Origin of the sequence: Roseibium sp., assembly GCF_965229775.1 — a bacterium.
Taxonomy (GTDB): domain Bacteria; phylum Pseudomonadota; class Alphaproteobacteria; order Rhizobiales; family Stappiaceae; genus Roseibium.
Genome location: NZ_OZ245929.1, coordinates 229,130 through 249,371 on the forward strand (window position 1 = coordinate 229,130; position 20,242 = coordinate 249,371).

At 61.1% G+C, this 20,242-nt stretch carries 15 protein-coding genes; 8 read left to right on the forward strand and 7 right to left on the reverse strand.

Going from position 1 to position 20,242, the window contains the following annotated elements; translation table 11 throughout:
- Window positions 1–17: 17 nt before the first annotated feature.
- Window positions 18–614, reverse strand: coding sequence for a (R)-1-hydroxy-2-trimethylaminoethylphosphonate oxygenase (tmpB, locus tag ACO07N_RS01050; RefSeq protein ID WP_421979242.1), 597 nt, complete (start codon window positions 612–614; stop codon window positions 18–20).
- Window positions 611–1,750: a 2-trimethylaminoethylphosphonate dioxygenase gene (gene tmpA, locus ACO07N_RS01055; RefSeq protein WP_421979243.1), complete on the reverse strand. Its 1,140-nt coding sequence runs from the start codon at window positions 1,748–1,750 to the stop codon at window positions 611–613. Before tmpA ends, tmpB begins: the two co-directional genes overlap by 4 nt.
- Window positions 1,751–1,855: 105 nt before the next feature.
- On the opposite strand from tmpA, the gene ACO07N_RS01060 reads away from it, so the two are divergent.
- Window positions 1,856–2,710: a LysR family transcriptional regulator gene (locus ACO07N_RS01060; protein WP_421979244.1), complete on the forward strand. Its 855-nt coding sequence runs from the start codon at window positions 1,856–1,858 to the stop codon at window positions 2,708–2,710.
- A gap of 349 nt (window positions 2,711–3,059) precedes the next feature.
- Here the strand turns inward: ACO07N_RS01060 and ACO07N_RS01065 are convergent, their stop codons facing one another.
- The 3 genes from ACO07N_RS01065 to ACO07N_RS01075 all read right to left on the reverse strand — a co-directional run bounded on the left by ACO07N_RS01065 (window position 3,060) and on the right by ACO07N_RS01075 (window position 7,316).
- Window positions 3,060–4,943, reverse strand: a complete 1,884-nt coding sequence (locus ACO07N_RS01065) for an SLC13 family permease (protein WP_421979245.1) — start codon at window positions 4,941–4,943, stop codon at window positions 3,060–3,062.
- 244 nt (window positions 4,944–5,187) lie between these two features.
- The gene (locus tag ACO07N_RS01070; protein WP_421979246.1) at window positions 5,188–6,408 is read right to left on the reverse strand and encodes a 6-phosphofructokinase; all 1,221 of its coding nucleotides are present in this window, start codon (window positions 6,406–6,408) and stop codon (window positions 5,188–5,190) included.
- 146 nt (window positions 6,409–6,554) lie between these two features.
- Window positions 6,555–7,316: a DeoR/GlpR family DNA-binding transcription regulator gene (locus ACO07N_RS01075; RefSeq protein WP_421979247.1), complete on the reverse strand. Its 762-nt coding sequence runs from the start codon at window positions 7,314–7,316 to the stop codon at window positions 6,555–6,557.
- 137 nt (window positions 7,317–7,453) lie between these two features.
- On the opposite strand from ACO07N_RS01075, the gene ACO07N_RS01080 reads away from it, so the two are divergent.
- Entirely contained in the window at window positions 7,454–9,871 is a 2,418-nt protein-coding gene (locus tag ACO07N_RS01080) for a GcvT family protein (protein WP_421979248.1), read from the forward strand.
- An 11-nt stretch (window positions 9,872–9,882) separates the two neighbouring features.
- Window positions 9,883–10,809, forward strand: coding sequence for a phosphotransferase (locus tag ACO07N_RS01085; protein ID WP_421979249.1), 927 nt, complete (start codon window positions 9,883–9,885; stop codon window positions 10,807–10,809).
- Here the strand turns inward: ACO07N_RS01085 and ACO07N_RS01090 are convergent.
- A complete protein-coding gene (locus tag ACO07N_RS01090; RefSeq protein ID WP_421979250.1) occupies window positions 10,796–11,569 on the reverse strand; it encodes an inositol monophosphatase family protein in 774 nt (257 codons plus the stop codon). The two genes, ACO07N_RS01085 and ACO07N_RS01090, sit on opposite strands and share 14 nt — an antisense overlap.
- A 209-nt stretch (window positions 11,570–11,778) precedes the next feature.
- On the opposite strand from ACO07N_RS01090, the gene ACO07N_RS01095 reads away from it, so the two are divergent.
- The 5 genes from ACO07N_RS01095 (at window position 11,779) to ACO07N_RS01115 (ending at window position 19,144) form a co-directional block, all read left to right on the forward strand.
- On the forward strand, window positions 11,779–12,711 hold the full coding sequence (locus tag ACO07N_RS01095; protein WP_421979251.1) for an ABC transporter substrate-binding protein: 933 nt from the start codon (window positions 11,779–11,781) through the stop codon (window positions 12,709–12,711).
- Window positions 12,712–12,828: 117 nt separating this feature from the next.
- Window positions 12,829–13,842: a quaternary amine ABC transporter ATP-binding protein gene (locus ACO07N_RS01100; RefSeq protein ID WP_421979252.1), complete on the forward strand. Its 1,014-nt coding sequence runs from the start codon at window positions 12,829–12,831 to the stop codon at window positions 13,840–13,842.
- Window positions 13,839–15,824: an ABC transporter permease gene (locus ACO07N_RS01105; RefSeq protein WP_421979253.1), complete on the forward strand. Its 1,986-nt coding sequence runs from the start codon at window positions 13,839–13,841 to the stop codon at window positions 15,822–15,824. Before ACO07N_RS01100 ends, ACO07N_RS01105 begins: the two co-directional genes overlap by 4 nt.
- A gap of 3 nt (window positions 15,825–15,827) precedes the next feature.
- Entirely contained in the window at window positions 15,828–16,703 is an 876-nt protein-coding gene (locus ACO07N_RS01110) for a phosphotransferase (protein WP_421979254.1), read from the forward strand.
- Between the two features lie 8 nt (window positions 16,704–16,711).
- Window positions 16,712–19,144, forward strand: coding sequence for a GcvT family protein (locus ACO07N_RS01115; protein ID WP_421979255.1), 2,433 nt, complete (start codon window positions 16,712–16,714; stop codon window positions 19,142–19,144).
- A 62-nt stretch (window positions 19,145–19,206) separates the two neighbouring features.
- Here the strand turns inward: ACO07N_RS01115 and ppk2 are convergent, their stop codons facing one another.
- Window positions 19,207–20,217, reverse strand: coding sequence for a polyphosphate kinase 2 (gene ppk2 / locus ACO07N_RS01120; protein WP_421979256.1), 1,011 nt, complete (start codon window positions 20,215–20,217; stop codon window positions 19,207–19,209).
- Between the last annotated feature and the right edge of the window lie 25 nt (window positions 20,218–20,242).

Sequence of the window (20,242 nt, forward strand, 5' to 3'; positions counted from 1 at the left end):
TCCCGGCGGACGCTGGACTAAACAGGATCGTGCCCCGTGTGAAGATCCACCAGACGCTGAACCCTCGGCGCGAAATGCCGGAAATCCGGCGTTTCCATGCCTGCCACCTTGCCCGCTTCATCCAGATACCGCACGGCGATGATCTCCTTGAGGTTGGGATTCTTTTCGAACTCGGCGACCTCTTCGGCGCTCATGGCGCCGCCCTGCAGGTTCAGCGAATGAACGGATGCTTCCGAAAGGCGGTCGAAATAGGAAGGTTTCGTCGCGCAAAGATACCGTTTCGCTGCGACATGGTAGCGGCAGCAATCGGTGACGACGCTTGGAAAGAAGCGTTCGAGGATCTCCGCACCGGCATCCTCGTGATGCCGGTCTTCGGTATCCTCCATCGTGAAGGTACCGAACTCGGATGTGAAATGGCCGATGTCATGAAGCAGCGCGCCGACGATGATCTCGTCGGGTTGTCCGCTCCGTTCGGCCAGAGTGGCCCCCTGCAGCATATGCTCACCCATGGTCACCGGTTCGCCCAGGTATTCCTCCGATCCCCGGCGTTCGAAAATCGAGGCGAGAAATTCGACGATCGTATCGGCGGTAAGCTCTTGCGGTGATGGTCTCATTCTGCCGCCTCCAGCGATTTGCGGCGAAGCGCGTCACGGGTTGAACGGAGCCCGTCCTTGTCCGCGTAGCAGCCCTGCAGCCAACGTTTGCCGGCACCCGAATAGGCTTTGCGGGCGTGCAGGACGCGCGTGTTGTCCACCACGAAGGCCTCGCCCGGATCAAGACGGAAAACCACCTCCATCGCCGGGTCGTCGATGATCTCGCCGAATCGCCGATAGGCCGCGTACCAGAGATCCATCCGGTCGAATGGAACGTCCGTCACGGCTGCAAGCGAGCGGTTGTTGAAGCGCACGCCGATCAGCTCGCCATCAGGCGCCAGGTCGATGAGCGGACGGCGGGACGTCAGGCAGACACCATCTTCACCCGCATATTCAAACCGCGCGCAGTGGTCGGCGAGCACATCGAAATAGTCCGGATTTTCCTGTTGCAGCCGGCGGGCACAGGCGAACCCGTCCACCACCATGTTCTCGCCGCCCGCCGCGGAACTTTCCAGGCAGTAGAGCACCTGGATCGTGGGAACCGGGTCCCGGTAGGGATTGTCGGTATGGGCCTGCAGGCCGAGGCCCGTATAGGCCAGGTTGGTGGGGTTGACCTCGGTTCGAACCTCGAACAACTTGCCGTAATTGGTTTCGCGCACATAGCCGAAGAGGTCGACAACCTTGAACAGCGCCCCTTCCTCGACCGGGCCGCCTTCGATCTTGCCGAAGCCGTAGCGCGCAACCTGTTCGATCCAGTCCTGAAACGCCGCGCCGCGCCGGGTGAGCATCGGGTAGTTTCCGGCAGGGACATCTTCCTGCAAGCTGGAATTCCAGGGCGTGACCTCGTCCGGGAGCCACCCGCGTACCGGTGGACCGGATACGTCATACTTGTGGGCGTCTAGCCAGCCCAGACTGTAGCCGATTGTCTTTTGTTCCGGCGCGAACGTCACGTTCAGGGTATCGCCCTCCACCACCGCAGCGACGATCCTGGTGTCGGCGGATATGTCCCGCAAGGCAATCAGGCGCTGGCCGTTTCCCGGAGCCCGTGTCTCCGGGTCCTGCGCATTGTCCCGGAGCCAGATGGCATGAAAGCGGGTGGAACCATCTTCGGAGTGCAGGGTGAGGACAGCACCGTCCTGGCTGAGTGTCGTTTGCATGGCATTTCCTTCCAGACTGGCCGCACGAAGTGATTTCTTCCATCTGAGGCAAAAAGCTGCATAAACTCAAATCATAAAAACTAAAACTGAGCAGTGGTTTTACTTATGGATGAGTCCTTCTACAAACTCCCGCCCCTGGAGTGGGTCCGCGCTTTCGAGGCCGCCGCCCGCTTGGGCAGCTTCACCGCAGCCGCAGCCGAAACCGGCCTGACCCAGCCGGCGATCAGCCAGCGGATCGGGCAGTTGGAGAAACACCTCGGCACGCAACTGTTCCTGCGCCAGGCGCGCACGATTTCACTGACGGTCGATGGCGAAACATGGCTGCCGCATGTTCAGGCGGCCTTGCGCACCTTGAGCGAAAGCGCCGAATTGCTGTTCGCGAGCCGCCGGCTTCGCCTCACCATCTCGGCCAGCCAGTCCGTGATTTCAATGTGGCTGGCCCCGCGGCTGGCCAGGGCCTGCGCGGCAACCGGCGCCCAGATTTCCGTGCAGTCCTATATCCTGGGCGGCCAGACCGCGACGACGGACACAATCATTCAGATCAGATACGGCTCCGGGGACTGGCCGCATCACTTTCAGCGACCGCTTTACAAGGAAGCGCTTACTCCCGTGTGCGCGCCGGAGCTGGCAACTGAAGACTGGACCACGCTGCCGCGGATCGCCTGCACCGGACCGCGCCCTGATTGGGGTCAGTTTTCCGAACGGTTTGGCATCCCCTCCACGCCGATACCCCGGATCAGGGTCGACACCTTGCACGGGGCAATCGCCGCGGCCAAGGCCGGACAGGGCGTCGCGCTCGGCTCGCTTGCGCTTTGCGCAGAGGAGATCAATGCCGGCACGCTGATCCGTCTCGGCAACGATGTTTACGAGCACAGCGAAACCTATTGGTTGCTCGCCTCGCGGAACGCGATCGGCGGGCGGCAATGGGACGCGCTCTCCAGCGAACTGGTGTCACCGTGATCAAGGGAGAAACGGAGACAGCCAGAAAACACGGAGCCATTCACAAAGGCATCTAGAGCATTTTCCGACCAATTTGGATCATTTGACCGAGGCCCTTTTTCGCGCTGGCGAGACGGTTCGACCGCCGTGGTGTTGCCCACCACAAGGGTGAACCAACGACGCCAGAGCGGAAAAGGGCCCGGCCAATCTTGATGTTTGTCGCTTGAATGCGTTCCACAAAGGGTGAGGATATCCAGCCCATCGGCTGCGTTGTGCCACTTGCACGATGCACCGCATCGCGCTTCGTGACCCGCCTGGCCGAGTGAACCGGATATCCGCATCAAATGATTCAAATTGGTCGGAAAATGCTCTAGAACACGAGGTTCATGACCACCAGCGACACGACCAGAAACAGGACGGTCATGATCCCGCCGCTCTTGATGAAATCCGTCACCTTGTAACCGGCCGGCCCCATGATGAGTGCGTTGACCTGATGGGTCGGGATCAGGAAGGAATTCGACGTCGAAATGGCCACGGTGAGCGCGAAGATGGCCGGATCGCCGCCAGCGGCGATGGCAATGGAGACCGCGAGCGGCACCAGCAGAACCGTCGCCCCCACATTGGACATGATGAGCGTGAACACCGTAGCCAGTACGGCAAGCCCCGCCTGCAACAACCACACCGGCCAGCCGTGCAAGAGCAGAAGGATCTGCTGCGCGATCCACTCGGCGGTTCCGGATGTCTGTACCGCTTGCCCGAGGGGAATGAGACTGGCCAAAAGAAAGACCGTGCTCCAGCTCACGGCCTCATAGGCGTCATCGATGTCGAGAACCCCGGTAAGGATCATTCCCGCCGCACCGGTCAGCAGGCACAGGGACAGGCGCAAATCCGTGAGCAGGATCAGGGACAGGGACACTAGGAAGAAGAACAGGGCCCAGACGACCTTTTTCGGCCGGAGTTCCTCGTGCGGAAAATCGGTCGTGACAACCACGAAGTCGCGGTTTTGCGTCAGTCTCGTCAGCGCCTCCCAGGTCGTGTGAACCACGATCGTGTCTCCGGCGCGAAACGGAACCTCGGCGATCTGCGTCGGTTCATGATCTTCCGTCGACACCAAGCTCAGCGTTTCCTCGCCCCGGTGGATGGCCAGCATGCTCGCGCCATAGGTTTTCCGGAAAACGACGTCATGGGCGCATTTGCCGATGATCGAAGAGCCCGGCGTCACGACGATTTCGGCCACGCCGGATTTCGTCGGGGCGTAATCCTCGGCAAAGACATCCAGCTTGTCGTGGAGGATGAACTTTGCATCCTCGACCATGTGCCGGACTTCCTTGGCGCGGCCGAGCACCGCCAGTCTGCAGGGCGTCGTGATTTTGGTCGTGATGACCGGTGCAAACCACGTTTTCCCGTGGAAGGCGCTGCCGATGATGTAGACATGGTAACGCTCAATGACGTCATCGAAGGTTTGCCCCTCAACGGGATGTCCCGCAGGGATCGTGATCTCGAAGATGTCGGTTTTCAGACCGTAGATCTTCTTGAGGTACTCCTTCATCGGCTGTGCGCTGGTGGCATCGCCGGCTTCCTGCTCCCCCGGGAGGATCCAGCGGCCGAAGATCATGAAATACAAGATGCCCGAGGCGACGAGAGCGACGCCGACAGGTGTCACCGAAAACAGGCTGAAGGTGCCCATCTGCGCCGTGTCCGGAAGCGACCGGTTGGCCGTCACGATCAGGTCATTCAGCAGGATCAGCGGCGAGGAACCGACCATTGTCAGCGTTCCACCCAGGATCGCGCAGAAACCCATAGGCATGAGCAAACGGCTGAGAGGCAGTTCCGTCCGCACCGAGATACGGCTGACCACGGGCAGGAACAGGGCCGCGGCACCGACATTCTGCATGAACGAGGAGATGACACCGACCGTGCCCGAGACGATTGGAACGACCCGTGCCTCGGAACTGCCGCCGTGTTTCAGGATCAAGGCTGCGACCTTGCTCATCAGGCCGGTCTTGTCGAGCCCGGCGCCGATGATCATGACGGCTATGATCGAGACGACCGCATTGGACGCGAGCCCGTTGAACAGCGTGCTGACATCCGCGAGGGAATGAAGACCGGGCATCTGACTGAGAAGGCCGAGCAGCACCATGACCAGAATGGCCGCAAAATCGATACGAACGACCTCCGAGACGAACAGGACGACCGTGAAAACGAGCAGCCCCAGAACCACCATCATCGGATAGGTTAGAGTGATTGCCTCCACCTTGTGTGCCCCCCGGCATTTTGTTTTTGTCAGACCGAAGCGGATCGGCCCTTTTTTGCCTCAACCACCGGACCGGCGTGTTCGCGTGTCCGTGGCTGTCAGGCAGGCTAGCAAACTGAAAGACCGTAATCCATCCCGTAGCGGCCGCATGTGGTCCTGTGTGTCTGCGCGCGTTCCGCCGCTCGCCGGTCGCGGCGGGAAACGGAGGCAGCAACGTCTGCGTGATCCCGGTCAGGCTTCCTCGTTATTGTGATCCCGCAAGGATCTTCGGGACCTTGTTCGGCCGCAGACGATGGGCATCCGGCATGCCTTTTCCAAGAAGCGGGCGCAGATACAGGCGGAACTCGTCCGTCACATCATGTCCGGAAGCCGTGATGAATTCGTCGGGCATCGTCCGGGTCTTTCCGGCAACCAGCTCCAGCGGCACCAGTTCGTAGTCCACGGAGTAGTGACCGGTGCGCTTGATCGTCACCGATCCGTCGCGATCACCGAACATGCCGTATTGAACGGCTTTCTCACCGACTTCTCGGGCTTCGTTCTGGTCGACATCGGACACGCATCCGACAAAACTGCGCTGGATATAGCCGAGCGTATCGCCCCGGACCCGCGTGATCTTCAATTCCTGCTTGACCTTCTGTGTCAGCAGATCGGCCAGGGCGCCGGTTCCGGACAATTGCACATTGCCATGTGCGTCGCGTTCGATCTCGCTGGCCAGCTTTGCGATGATCGGCGTGCCGGAGCCGTCATGGATACCTTCGCTCACGGCAACGACACAGCGCCCGTGCCGGTCATAGACGTCCTTGACGTCCCTGATGAACTTGTCGATCTCGAATGTGCGCTCGGGCATGTAGATGAGATGCGGGCCGTCATCGGAGAATTTCTTGCCCAGCGCCGAGGCGGCCGTGAGAAAGCCGGCATGGCGACCCATCACGACACCGATATAGATACCGGGCAGCGCCGCATTGTCGAGATTGATACCCATGAACGCCTGCGCCACGTAGCGGGCGGCCGAAGGAAAACCGGGCGTGTGGTCATTCTCGACCAGGTCGTTGTCGATGGTCTTCGGAATGTGGATGCAGCGCATGTTGTAGTCGGCCTTGCGCGCTTCTTCATTCACGATCCGGACCGTGTCCGAGGAATCGTTGCCGCCGGTGTAAAAGAAATAGCCGATCTGGTGCGCACGCAAGACCTTGAAGAGTTCCTGGCAATATTTCAGATCCGGCTTGTCCCGCGTCGAGCCAAGCGCCGAAGACGGCGTATCGGCGACCATTTCCAGATTGTGAGTCGTCTCCTGGGTCAGATCGTAGAAGTCCTCGTCCAGGATCCCCCGCACACCGTGGACGGCACCGTAGATCAACTCGACGGAGCGGAACTTCCGTGATTCCAGGACAGCGCCAACCATCGACTGATTGATAACCGCGGTCGGACCGCCCCCCTGGGCCACAAGTACCTTGCCGTGAAACACAAAAGATCTCCTTTAAATTCCAGATCTAGAACCTCGCACCAATCATGGTCAGAGGACAAGCGCCCAGAGCAAATCAATTGCGTGTTGGATCATTTGTTGCCGGAAGAACAATCGCGGACCGGGAGGCAAGCTGCCCCGGGGCGGCGTCAGTGAGCGGGAACGCGGATTTCCAGGTCCGCGAACAGTCCGGCAAAATCCGCCGGCGGCGTTCTGTCGGTCACGAGATAGTCTCCGGGTTTGAGCGTCGGTTGACGCAGCGCCGGCTTGCGCATCTGCGGCTCGAATTTGGAATGATCGACCGCCATGATCGCGCGCCCCGCATTCGCCAGCATCGCGCTCGCGATATCGACTTCGCATTGCTCGTGGACGAGGAAGCCCTTCCGGGCATCGACCAGCGACGCCGACAACAGCACGTAGTCGACCTGCATCCGGTCGATGACCTCGAACGCCGACCGGTCGAAAGACGCACCATCATGATCCCGGAGCTGCGTTCCCGCCATGGAGACATTGTTACCCGGGATCATCGCAAGTGTGCTCGCCACATAGGCCGAATTGGTGACCACCGTCAGTTCGCGGCGGCTTCGCAGAGCTTGGGCGACAAAACCGGACGTCGATCCGGTATCGATGGCAATGCTGTCACCATCCTGGATGATTTTCACGACCTCTTCGGCGATTGCCACCTTGGCTTCCCGGTTCAGGTTCATGCGGGCGAGGTAAGGCAGATCGGCCGCCGACTTGGTCGAAACCAGCGCACCATGCACCTTCTGCAACGCGCCGCGATCCACCAGCGGCCGCGAAACCCGGCGGATGGTCTGATCCGAAACACCGAGAAGACGCGACAGTTCCTGCACGCTGACGGTGCCACGCATATCCACGGTCTGCAGGAGCGTTGTTTCGTATTTCGACATGAAGCCTGTTTACACCAAAGTTTCTGGTCGAATAAGTCTATTTTGCACCTGCATTTCAACAAAAATCAACATTTCGATTGTCACGATGTTGTTTTTTGTTAGCATTTGAGCCGACTGACATCACGCGGACCTGCAAAATGATCCAACATTCGGCCAAACACCTGATCATCGGCGGCGGCATTATCGGGTGCTCGATTGCCTATCATCTGACCCGGATGGGGGAAAGGGACGTGGTGCTGCTGGAGCGTGCTGCCCTGACCGAAGGCGCAACCTGGCATGCCGCCGGACTGGTCGGACAGCTGCGCTCGTCCCGCAACACCACCCGCATGCTGAAAAAATCCGTGGAGATGTACGACCGGCTGCAGAATGAAGAGGGCATGCAGTTCGACTGGAAGAAAACCGGGTCGCTCAGACTGGCCGCAACCCGGGAGCGTCTGCTGGAGGCAAAACGCCTGGCGACCATGGCGCGCAGCTTCGATCTCGACATGCAGATCATCACGCCTGAAGAAGCCAGGGACCTGTTTCCGCTGATCGATGCACATGGGCTCGAGGGCGCGGCGTTCATTCCCACCGACGGCCATGTCGACCCGGCCTCGCTCTGCCAGGCCGTCGCGGGTGCTGCCCGGCGCCAGGGCGCAGACATCCGTCAGGGTGTCGAGGTGCGGGACTTTTCCGTCTCGAACGGCCGGATCACGGCGGTCGAGACAAGTGAAGGGTCCTTCGAAGCGGACACGGTGATCCTTGCCGCCGGCATGTGGAGCCGCGAACTGGGTGCGAAGCTCGGCATTCGCGTCCCCGCCTGCGCGGTCGAACACCAGTATATCGTGACCGAACCCACCGGGACTGACGTCGGTCACTTCCCGACACTGCGCGACCCGGAAAGACTGGTCTACTACAAACCCGATGTGGCCGGACGGCTGGTCATAGGCGGCTATGAGGAAGATACGCTTCCCTTTGGGGATCATGGCATTCCCGGTGCTTTCGTGCGCCAGTTGCTGCCGGAAAACCTGGACCGCTTTCTGCCGCTTGCGGATCTCGCCAGCCAGGTGACACCCGTCGTCAACGACGTCGGCATCCGCCAGGTCATCAACGGGCCGATCCCCTACTCCGCCGATGGCGATTTCGTCATGGGCTGGCAGCCCGGCTTCGACAACCTGATGATGGCAACCGGCTTTCTCTATGGCATCGCGGCAGGTGGCGGCGCGGGGGAAATGGTTGCCGAATGGGTTGTCGACGGCCGTCCCTCTCTCGATCTCTGGCCGCTCGACGTGCGTCGCTTCGGACCTCATCACGGCACGCGGACTTTCATGTATCCGCGTGCGGTCGAGCACTACGCCCACCACTACAAGAAACGGTATCCCGGCCAGGAACATGAGAGTGCGCGGCAGCTGCGCCTGTCGCCGCTTTACCAACGGCTGAAGGACCAGGGTGCGGTCTACGGCTCGAAGAACGGTTGGGAACGGCCGCTCTGGTTTGCTCCTGAAGGCGTTGAACCGGTGGACCAGCTCGATTTCCTGGATCCGGGCTGGAAGATATATGCAGCCGAAGAACACAGGGCCGTGCGCGAGCGGGTTGCGCTGATCGACCAGTCCAGCTTTTCCAAGTTCGAGATTGCCGGATCAGATGCCCTTGCCGAGTTGCAACGGCTGACCGTTTCCAACATGGACAAGCCTGATGGCTCGGTCATCTACACGCAGATGTGCAATGACCGCGGCGGTGTCGAAGCGGATGTAACGATCATCCGTCTGGCTCGCGACCGGTTTTACCTCGTAACCGGATCAGGTTTCGGCGTTCACGACAGCGACTGGATCAGGCGCAATCTTCCCGAAAACGCTTCGGTCTATATCACCGAGGTCACCAGCGGATACGCGGTGATCAACATTGTCGGCCCAAGGTCGCGCGACGTGCTGGCGGCGGCATCCGAAAGCGATGTCTCAAACAAAGCAATCCCGTTCGCGACGATGCGGGAAATTGTCGTCGGCGCAGCCCCCGTGCGGGCAGCCCGCATCGGCTATGTCGGCGAGCTGGGCTATGAACTGCACGTTCCGACGGAATTCGCGGCCCATGTTTACGATACCCTCTGGGCAGCGGGCAGCGCGCATGGCATCGCTAATGTCGGCTACCGCGCCATCGAGAGCCTCAGAATGGAAAAGGGCTATGTCTACTGGTCCGCTGACGTCACCCCGGATTACACGCCGGTCGAGGCGGGTCTCGGCTCCCGGGTGCATCTCAAGTCGAAAGGCGACTTTCTCGGACGCGCGGTCCTTGAGGGTCAGAAGACCTCGGGCGTCGAACGCAGGCTTTGCACGTTCGTGACGCCGGAACATCTGCCGCTCACCGGCGGGGAGACCATTCTGCTTGGAGATAATGTCGTCTCTTCCGCGACCTCTGTCGGCTATGGCTGTACCGTCGGCCGGACAATCGTGCGTGGCTATCTGGACAAGGCTCACTGGGACTGTTCAGATTTCAGTCTCGAAGTCTTCGGCGAACGCTATCCGGTCACGCAGACGGAAAGCCCGCTCTACGATCGGGAAAACAGGGCGCTCAAGGGATGAACGGGGGAAACATGACGGAACACGCTGACAAGGTACTCGCAGCCCTGCGCACCGCACCGCAATTTGCTCATGTCACATCGGCGCTGCACATAACCCGGCTGGGCGGACTGACCAATCTCGTTCACCGCGTCGACCTCAAGGACCAGTCGGTTATCGTCCGCATCCCGGGCGAAAACACCGAGGAATACATCGATCGCGGTGTGGAAAAGCACAATGCGGAGGCCGCCGCCCGCGCCGGTGTTTCCGCCGAAGTACTCCATGCCGATGCAGCATCCGGCATCATGATCACGCGCACGATCGAGGCAATCGAGACCATGACGCCCGATCTCTTCACATCGCGTGCCGGCTCACCGGGCCGCGCTGGTGTCGCCCTCGCCCGGCTGCATGCCTCGGGTGAGACTTTTCAGTTCCGCTTCGAACTGTTCTCGATGATTGACGACTACCTCAAGGTTCTGTCCACCAAGGACGTTTCCCTGCCGGACGGGTATGAGGACGTCGTAGCCGCAGCGATGCCCGTCGGCGAAGTGCTGGCTGCGGCGGATCTCCCGCTTGCGCCCTGCCACTGCGATCCCCTGTGCGAGAATTTCCTGGATGACGGCCAAAGGATGTGGATCGTCGACTGGGAGTATTCCGGCATGAATGATCCGCTCTGGGACCTCGGAGACCTCTCGGTTGAAGCTGGAATGACGGCGGAACAGGACGCGCAGATGCTGCGGGCCTATTTCGGCCGCGAACCGACAGCCGCCGAGACGGGACGGGTGGTGATCTACAAGGCCATGTGCGATCTCCTCTGGACCCACTGGGGACTTATTCAACTGGCGGACGACAATCCGGCCGAAGACTTCTGGGCCTACGCCACGGGCCGGTTCGACCGGTGCCGGAACCTGATGCAGGACCCGTCCTTCGACGGACACGTGGCCGCCGTCAGGGCCGGTTGAGAAGGTCCAGCAGCTCCGCGTGCAATTCGGGTGTCGCCGCCGTGACCGTACGCCCGTCCGATGTCATCGACAGCGGGTTGCCCTGCCAGTCGGTCATGATCCCGCCGGCTGCCGTAACCACGGCCGAGACCGGCAGATAATCGTAAGGCTGCAGGTCATAGTCCACGACGGCGTCGGCAAGGCCGCGCGCCACAAGCGCATGCGGATAGCAATCGGCTCCCAGCCTGCGCAAATTCCCTGCCCGGACCAGACGCTGAAAAACGTCCGCTTCCGAGATGGCCAGCTTGTCGCCCTCGTTTACGAACAGGCGGGCGTCGTCCAGCGACCGGCAGGCGCGCGTCCTGATCGGCGTTCCGTTGCATGAAGCCGGCAAACCTTCGCCCCCGGCATAGGCTTCGCCCAGAGCCGGCATGCGGATCACACCAAGTTTCGGATGTGCGTCCTCAAGATAACCGAGCAGCATCCCGAACAGCGGCAATCCGGCAATGAAAGAGCGCGTGCCGTCGATCGGATCGATGATCCACATCGCAGCGCCTTCTCCGGTCCGGCCGAATTCCTCGCCGAAGATCGCTTCGCCCGGAAAGTGATCCTGGAGACTGTCCCGCAGAGACTGTTCGGTTGCCTTGTCGGCCAGGGTCACCGGGCTCTGGTCGGCCTTGATTTCGCTCTCGGGATCGTTCCTGAAAAAGGAAAGACTGACCGCGGCGGCATCTGCCGTGATCTCCAGTGCCTTCTCCAGTCTGGCTGAATAGTCCGGCATCCCTCGAGCCCCGCATTTCTGATGTTTCTGTCTGTCGAATGAACACGTAATGCTCAAAATGTATCCAAAATCCACAAAATTCGAAGCTAAATGTTGCTTTTTGTTGATTTATGTTGGCAGTCTATGAGGGTGTCGTGCCGAGTTGGCAGCTGCTGACGGGGTCATGCCCGGGCAGTAATGCATTGGCAATTTCAGACGGGGAGAAAAATATGAAGCGCGTTTCATTGGCACTGTCCGCTATGCTGGCTGTCGCGCCTGCGCTCGCAGCCGAATCCAGCGATCCGATCAAGCTCACACTTCATGACTGGTCGGGACAGCTGATCACGACCAAGCTCATGGGAGAAATCCTGAAGGAGGCCGGTTACAACGTCGAATACGTTCAGGCGGACTACATCGCCCAGTTCGCGGGCCTGAAAACGGGCGACCTGCATGTCGCCATGGAAATCTGGGAGACCACGGGACGCGAGGCCATGGATGAGGCTTTCGCAACAGGTGATGTCGTCAATCTCGGTGAAACCGGTCTGCAGGCGATCGAGGAATGGTGGTATCCCGCCTACATGAAGGAGCGTTGTCCGGGTCTTCCCAACTGGGAAGCGCTGAAGGATTGCGCCGAGGAATTCTCGACGCCCGAAACCGCCCCTTTCGGCCGCTATCTCGGCGGTCCGGTCACCTGGGGCGGCTTTGACGAGGAGCGCGTGGAAGCGCTCGGACTGGACTTCGAAGTGGTCCATGCAGGCACCGATGCAGCTTTGTTCGCCGAGCTGGAAGCGGCCTACCAGCGCCAGGATCCGATCGTGCTCTGGGTTTATGCGCCGCACTGGGCACCCGCGAAATATGAGGGTGAATTTGTCGAGTTCCCGCCGTTTTCTCCCGAATGCTACAGCGACCCTTCGGTCGGCGTGAACCCGGACGCAGCCTATGACTGCGGCAAGCCGCGCGGTCCGATCTGGAAAGTCAGCTGGGCGGGCGTTGCCGACAAGTGGCCGGGTGCGGCAAAGGCGATCGAGAACTTCAAGCTCTCCAATGCCGACTACGGCGCCATGGTCACCGAAGTGGATCTCAACGGAAAGTCCGTGGAAGACACGGTCGCCGCCTGGATGGCCGACAACAAGGACACCTGGTCGGGCTGGATTGCCAAGTAAGGTCGTTCCATACTTCCTGCACGCAGCAATCCGATCTTGATGCGTGCAGGATACCAGTCCGGATGACTGGCAAGACAGTTTCCCGATACCGGGAAGAGAACCTCCACCGAGGACTGGATGACGACGCCCGTAATTCTCGATTGCCGGAACGTATGGAAGCTTTACGGACCGCAGGCCGATACGTTTTTGACCTCCAACCCTGCCCCCTCTTCTGCCGATCTGGACGCCGCGAATCTCATCGGGGCGGTGCGCGCGGTAAACGTGCAAATCCGGATGGGAGAGATTTTCGTCATCATGGGGCTTTCCGGCTCCGGCAAGTCGACGCTGGTGCGATGCATGTCACGTCTCGTGGACTCCACGGCGGGCGAAATCCGCTTCGAGGGCAAGGACCTGCTCAGCGCAAGCGAAGAGGAACTGATCCAGATCCGGCGCAAGAAAATGGGAATGGTGTTCCAGCAATTCGCCCTGTTGCCGCATCTGACGGTCCTGGAAAACGCCGCATTCCCGCTCGACATCCAGGGCGTCGACAAGAAGACACGCGAAGCCCGGGCCCGGGAAGTCGTGGAACTTGTGGGCCTCAAGGGACGTGAAGGCTATTTCCCGCGTGAACTTTCCGGTGGCCAGCAGCAACGCGTCGGTATTGCCCGCAGCCTGGCGGCGGAACCGGAAATCTGGTTCCTGGACGAACCGTTCTCCGCACTCGATCCGCTGATCCGACGCGAGATGCAGGACGAGTTCCTGCGCCTTCAGAACATCCTGCACAAGACGATTGTCTTCATCACCCATGACTTCGACGAAGCCATCCGCCTCGCGGATCGGATCGCCGTGATGAAGGACGGCATCATCGAACAGGTGGCGACCCCCGAAGACCTCGTCCTGCAGCCGGCAACGGACTACGTTGCCGAATTCACCCGCCACGTCAGCCGCGCGAAGGTGATCCGTGCCGCATCGGTGATGGAGCCGATCAACGGCGACAGTTTTGCTGGCGAGGTCTCCCATGATGCGGTGATCGAAGCGATTGCCGATCCGGTGGAAGCCTCTGACCTTCCCCATAAGGTCATGGAGGGCGAAAAACCTGTCGGGCAGATATCCCGCAAGGCGGTCATCGACGTGCTGGTGGGCCGCAGATGATCGCACGGGCGGCAAGGTCGGGCTGGATGTTCTGGGGAGCCCTGTTCGCGGCAACCTGGCTGCTGTCCACCTATTCCTTCCAGCTTTATAAGGCGCTCGACGCCCGCTGGATCGTTCGCTATCCGAAGGGGTGGGAACTGCCGCTTGAAGACAGGATCAGCGCGTTTCTCGACTGGCTGGTCGAAAGCGCCGGCTTCTACTTCTTCACATTCCGCGACCTGACCCGCGCCATCTCCGCGCTGATCGAAGCCCCCTATCAGGTTCTGCGCAACCTGCTTGTCGAGGGGTTCACGAGCGGTGTCGGCGACGCGGCCGTACAGGTCGCGCCGGCGCTCAGCTGGATCGCGGTGATCGTGACGATCATGGCTATCGGGCACTATGCCCGCGACTGGTTCCTGTCCGTCCTCGTGGGCGCTTGTTTTCTCTATCTCGCCGTTTTCGGCCAATGGGAAAGCGCCATGGTCACGCTCGCCTCGGTGCTGATCTCCGTTCCGATCGGCGTCGTCGGCGGGCTACTGCTCGGTATCCTGGCCTATCGGGTCAGCTGGATCGAGCGGATGCTGCGTCCGGTTCTCGACCTGATGCAGACCGTTCCGGTTTTTGCCTATCTCGTTCCCATCCTGATCCTGTTCGGCTTCGGCCCCGTCGCCGCGCTTGTTGCAACGGTGATCTACGCCATGCCGCCCATGGTGCGCGTGACCATCGTTGCCTTGAACTCGGTTCCGAAAGAAGTGATCGAGGCGGGCCGTATGGCCGGTTGCCGCAACCGGCAGATGATGTGGAAGGTTCTCGTTCCCTCCGCGGTTCCAACCCTGATGGTCGGGGTCAACCAGGTGATCATGCTGACGCTGAACATGGTGATCATCGCGTCAATGATCGGCGCGGGCGGCCTCGGCTTCGACGTCCTGTCCAGTCTGCGCCGGCTGGATATCGGCGGAGGTATCGAGGCAGGTCTCGGCATCGTGGCCATGGCGATCGCGCTTGACCGGGCGAGCCAGGCCTTCGCAGAACGCAGCGCACGCCACCCCCTGGAAGGCAACGTTCTGCAGCGCCATCCCTGGTCGGGAACCGTCTTCCTGGTGATCGCCTCGACATTGATCCTCGGCCGCTTCGTCCCGGCGGTCCAGACCTACCCGGACGCCCTGACCATCACGACCGGCCCGTTCTGGTCGAATGCGATGGAGTGGATCAACGTCAACTTCTTCGACACGTTCGAGGCCATCAAGACCGTCATCCTGCAATGGCTGCTTCTCCCGGTGAAGAAGTTTTTCACAGGCATTCCCTGGGCTTGGGGGATCATTGCCACCGCCCTGATGGCCTGGCGCGTCGGCGGCTGGAAGATCGGACTGCTCGCCGGCCTCCTGATGAGTTTCATTGCCGCGTCGGGTCTGTGGCCGAAGGCGATGGTGACGATCTACCTGTGCGGTGTCTCGGTGCTGATCGCAACGCTCATCGGCATCCCGCTCGGCATCTGGGCTGCGGAAAGCCCGCGAGCCGGACGGGTCATTCTCGGTCTGATGGACACGCTGCAAACGCTGCCCAGCTTCGTCTACCTGATCCCGGTCGTCATGCTCTTCAGGGTCGGCGATTTCAGCGCCATGATTGCGGTGATCCTCTATGCGCTGGCCCCTGCCGTCCGGTATGCGGCGCACGGTCTCAAGGAAGTTCCGCCGCCCCTCATCGAGGCCGGGCTGATGTCAGGCTGCACCAGGCGGCAGTTGCTCTGGCGCATCAAGCTGCCATTGGCGACACCCCATCTTTTCCTGGGGTTGAACCAGACCATCATGCTGGCGTTGTCCATGCTGGTGATCACGGCCCTCGTGGGGACGAGGGATCTTGGCCAGGAAGTCTATATCGCGCTGACCAAGGCCAATGCCGGACAGGGCATCGTTGCCGGTCTCTCTGTCGCTTTCATCGCGATCATCGCGGACAGGGTCATCAACGCGCTGGCTTCGGGCCAGCGTCAAAGGTTGGGGATGTGACACATGAGCGAAACCGCAATTGCCCGCGCTGCCGCGCTTGCCTGCTTTGCCGATCCTGAGGACATTACCCCGCTCGGAGGCGGCATCACCAACGTCAATCTTCTCGTTCGCGACGGCAGCCGCCGCTTTGTCGTGCGCCTGGGTGACGACATTCCCGAACACGGTGTCCTGCGCTGGAACGAGCTCGCCCTGAGCCGGGCGGCCGAGATGGCCGGCATTTCCCCTGCGGTCTTTCATCAGGAACCCGGCGTTCTCGTGCTGGATTTCATAGAGGCAAGAACCTTCGAGGAAGCCGATGTCCGTGACCCGTCAAACCTGGCGAAAATCATCGAACTGGTCGCCAGGGCGCACCGGGAACTGGGCACACATCTTACCGGACCTGTCCTCGCCTTCTGGCCATTTCAGGTGAACCGCACCTACGCAACGCGGCTGAAAGCAGACGGATCGCCGCATTCGGACGCCCTGCCCGGTCTCATGGACACGCTGGCCGATCTGGAAAACGCCGTCGGACCCGTCGACCTCGCCGTCGGCCACAACGACCTGCTCGCCGCCAATCTGCTCGATGATGGTGACAGGCTCTGGCTGATCGACTGGGAATACGGCGGCTTCAATTCACCACTGTTCGATCTGGCCGGCCTTGCCTCGAACAATGGCCTCAGCGAGGCGCAGGAGATGTCGATGCTCGAACAATATTTCGAAGCGCCGGCAAAGACCCGCTGGCGCGCCTACAAGGCCATGAAATGCACATCCCTGATGCGCGAAACCCTCTGGTCGATGACATCGGAAATTCATTCCGATCTGGATTTCGACTACGCCGCCTACACCCGAGAAAACATGGACCGGCTGAACGCCGCCCTGTCCGAATTCCGTGAATTGTGAGAGCTCTCATGACACTGCCTTCCTCTTCGAAGATCATCATCATCGGCGGCGGTATCGTCGGTTGTTCAACGGCCTATCATCTGGCGCAGATGGATCAGGAAGTGCTGCTCCTGGAAAAGGCCGCCCTGACATCCGGCTCCACCTGGCACGCCGCGGGTCTCGTCGGCCAGCTGCGTTCCAATGCGAACATCACCCAGCTTCTGGGCTATTCGATCTCGCTCTATGACAGGCTGGAAGCAGAGACGGGACAGGCAACCGGCTGGAAGATGAACGGCGGCTTGCGGCTCGCCTGCAACAAGGAACGCTGGACGGAGGTCAAGCGCCAGGCGACGACGGCGCACAGTTTCGGCCTCGACATGCAGTTGCTAACACCCAAGGAAGCGCAGGAGCTGTGGCCCCTGATGGACATCAACGATGTCGTCGGTGCGGCCTATCTGCCGACGGACGGCCAGGCAAGTCCGTCCGACATCACCCAGGCTCTCGCCAAGGGCGCGCGCGCGGCAGGCGCCAAACTGGTCGAGAACACACCAGTGCTCGAGATCATGACCGAACGCGGCCGGATGACCGGCGTGCGGACGGCCCAGGGCGAGATCGCCTGCGAAAAGCTTGTGCTGTGTTGCGGGCAATGGACGCGCGAACTCGCCGCGACAATCGACGTCACCGTGCCGCTGGTTTCCGTCGAGCACCAGTACATGATCACGGAGGCCTTTGGCGTTCCGTCCAACCTGCCGACCTTGCGCGATCCGGACCGGCTGACCTACTACAAGGAAGAAGTCGGCGGACTGGTCATGGGCGGATATGAGCCGAACGGCATTCCCTGGGCAGTCGACGGCGTGCCCGACCCGTTCGACTATCAGCTGCTGGACAGCAATTTCGATCATTTCGAGCAGTTGATGGAGCTGTCGTTGCCGCGCGTGCCCGATCTGGAAAAGGTCGGCGTCAAGCAGCTGGTCAACGGACCGGAAAGCTTCACGCCGGACGGCAATTTCATTCTGGGTGAAGCGCCGGAAATGGAGAATGTCTTCGTCGGCGCGGGTTTCAATGCCTTCGGCATCGCGGCCGGTGGCGGCGCCGGCATGGCCCTGGCCGAATGGGTCGCCAAGGGCGAGCCGCCCTACGACCTCTGGCCGGTCGACATCCGCCGTTTCGGCCGGCCGCACACCGATACCGACTGGGTGCGCACCCGCACACTGGAAGCCTATGGCAAGCACTACACGATGGCCTGGCCGTCGGAAGAGCATGACAGCGGCCGCCCCTGCCGCCGCTCACCGCTCTATGACCGGCTGAAGGCGTCCGGAGCGGTCTTTGGCGAAAAGCTCGGCTGGGAACGGCCGAACTGGTTCGCCGACGCCGGTGAGGAGGCGCGTGACATCTACACGTTCGAGCGGCCGAACTGGCACGGACCGGTCGGCCGGGAACACACGGCCGCGCGCGAAGCCGCCGTCCTGTTCGACCAGACATCCTTCGCGAAGTTCATCCTCAAGGGACCGGACGCCGAGGCCGCGCTGAGCTGGATTGCCGCAAACCGCGTCGACAAGCCGGTCGGGTCGATCATCTATACCCAGATGCTGAACGATCGCGGTGGCATCGAGTGCGACCTGACCTGCGTGCGCACGGCCATCGAGGAATATTACATCGTCACCGGAACCGGCTTTGCCACCCATGACTTCGACTGGATCAGGCGGAACATTCCGGACGGTCTCAACGCCCAGCTCGTCGATGTCACCTCGTCAAACTCGGTGCTGTCGCTGTTCGGACCGAAGGCGCGTGACATTCTGTCTGCCTGCACCCGCGCCGATGTCGGCAATGAGGCCTTTCCCTTCGCGCAGGCGCACCGGATCGGCATCGCCGGCTGTCCGGTGCTCGCGCTGCGCATCACCTATGTCGGTGAGCTCGGCTGGGAACTGCACCTTCCGACCGAATATGCGCAGACGGTTTATGACGCCCTGCACAAGGCCGGGGAACAGCACGGCCTGCGCAATGCCGGGTACCGGGCAATCGAGACGCTGCGTCTGGAAAAGGGGTATCGCGCCTGGGGATCCGACATCGGACCGGACCATACGCCGGACGAAGCCGGGCTCGGCTGGGCCGTCAAGATGAAGACAAATGCCGATTTCAAGGGCCGCGCCGCCGTACAGGCACAGCGCGAGAGCGGTGTGAAGAAGATGCTCGCGACCTTCACCACCGACGGCAACGTCATCCTGTCCGGCCGCGAAACCATCTACCGCAACGGCGAACGGTGCGGGTGGCTGAGTTCAGGCGGCTACGGCCACACGCTCGGCAAGAGCATCGGGATCGGCTATGTCCGCCATCCGGACGGCGTCACGAAGGACCACGTCCTGTCCGCGGATTATGAGCTCGAAGTCGGCACGGAACGGGTCAGCGCCGAGGTCACGCTCGCACCGCTTTACGATCCGAAAATGGAGCGGGTCAAAAGCTGACATGAAGACGCGACCGGATCTCAAAGAGATCCGGTTTCGAGCCGCGCCCTCCGGCATCGCACCTATTCGACCTTGAACTGCCGGCTTGCGTCGAAGTCCTGCAACGTCTGATAAAACGTGTCCGCCGGACCGACGATTTTCGGATCCGCGTCGAGGTTGATTTCCGTGTCCGCCGCCGGATAGGACAGGGAACGGATGAAATACCGCATGCAATTCAGCCGGGCGCGCTTCTTGTCGTCGGAACGCACGACGGTCCACGGCGCATCCGCCGTATGGGTATAAAAGAACATGCTCTCCTTCGCCTCGGAATAGTCGTCCCACATGTCCAGCGACTGGACATCGACCGGGCTGAGCTTCCAGTGTTTCAGCGGATCGCTGTTGCGCGACTGAAACCGTCTCAACTGCTCCTCCCGGCTGACCGAGAACCAGAATTTGAACAGGCGAATGCCGCTTCTGACCAGCATGCGCTCAAATTCGGGAACCTGGCGCATGAATTCCATGTATTCGGCCGGTGAGCAGAAACCCATGACCTTTTCGACACCCGCCCGGTTGTACCAGGAGCGGTCGAAGAGAACGATCTCACCCTTGGTCGGCAGATGCCTGACATAGCGCTGGAAGTACCATTGCCCCTTCTCTTCCTCCGTCGGCTTTTCCAGGGCGACGACGCGCGCACCGCGCGGGTTCAAATGCTCCATGAACCGCTTGATCGTGCCTCCCTTGCCGGCCGCATCCCGGCCTTCGAAAATGGCGATGATGCGCTGGCCGCTGTCCTTGACCCAGTTTTGCACCTTCAGCAGCTCTATCTGGAGTTCCTGCTTGCGTGCTTCGTATTGCGACCGGTTCATGCGCCGCTTGTAGGGATAGTTCGCCGGCAGGCGTGCGCTGTTGCCTTTGGAAATCGAACGCTCGTGCAACAGCAGGGAATGGCTCTTGTGGACTGCCGATTTGTGACCGGACTTGGCCGTCGCCGGCTTTTTGGAAGCCTTTGCGGAGGTTTCTGAGAGGGACGTTTCAGCGCCGGAAGTCGCCGCCGTCCGGCCTGATGAGCCGGCCTGTTTCAGTGTCTGGTCCATGGTGTGCTTTCCGTCGGTAAAGTGA

What these genes read in the sequence shown, in the direction of transcription:
- ppk2 (WP_421979256.1), bottom strand. Translation starts at nt 20,217, where the DNA reads ATGGACCAGACACTGAAACAGGCCGGCTCATCAGGCCGGACGGCGGCG.
- tmpA (WP_421979243.1), bottom strand. Translation starts at nt 1,750, where the DNA reads ATGCAAACGACACTCAGCCAGGACGGTGCTGTCCTCACCCTGCACTCC.
- ACO07N_RS01085 (WP_421979249.1), top strand. Translation starts at nt 9,883, where the DNA reads ATGACGGAACACGCTGACAAGGTACTCGCAGCCCTGCGCACCGCACCG.
- ACO07N_RS01090 (WP_421979250.1), bottom strand. Translation starts at nt 11,569, where the DNA reads ATGCCGGACTATTCAGCCAGACTGGAGAAGGCACTGGAGATCACGGCA.
- ACO07N_RS01095 (WP_421979251.1), top strand. Translation starts at nt 11,779, where the DNA reads ATGAAGCGCGTTTCATTGGCACTGTCCGCTATGCTGGCTGTCGCGCCT.
- ACO07N_RS01060 (WP_421979244.1), top strand. Translation starts at nt 1,856, where the DNA reads ATGGATGAGTCCTTCTACAAACTCCCGCCCCTGGAGTGGGTCCGCGCT.
- ACO07N_RS01075 (WP_421979247.1), bottom strand. Translation starts at nt 7,316, where the DNA reads ATGTCGAAATACGAAACAACGCTCCTGCAGACCGTGGATATGCGTGGC.
- ACO07N_RS01080 (WP_421979248.1), top strand. Translation starts at nt 7,454, where the DNA reads ATGATCCAACATTCGGCCAAACACCTGATCATCGGCGGCGGCATTATC.
- ACO07N_RS01105 (WP_421979253.1), top strand. Translation starts at nt 13,839, where the DNA reads ATGATCGCACGGGCGGCAAGGTCGGGCTGGATGTTCTGGGGAGCCCTG.
- ACO07N_RS01115 (WP_421979255.1), top strand. Translation starts at nt 16,712, where the DNA reads ATGACACTGCCTTCCTCTTCGAAGATCATCATCATCGGCGGCGGTATC.
- ACO07N_RS01100 (WP_421979252.1), top strand. Translation starts at nt 12,829, where the DNA reads ATGACGACGCCCGTAATTCTCGATTGCCGGAACGTATGGAAGCTTTAC.
- ACO07N_RS01110 (WP_421979254.1), top strand. Translation starts at nt 15,828, where the DNA reads ATGAGCGAAACCGCAATTGCCCGCGCTGCCGCGCTTGCCTGCTTTGCC.
- tmpB (WP_421979242.1), bottom strand. Translation starts at nt 614, where the DNA reads ATGAGACCATCACCGCAAGAGCTTACCGCCGATACGATCGTCGAATTT.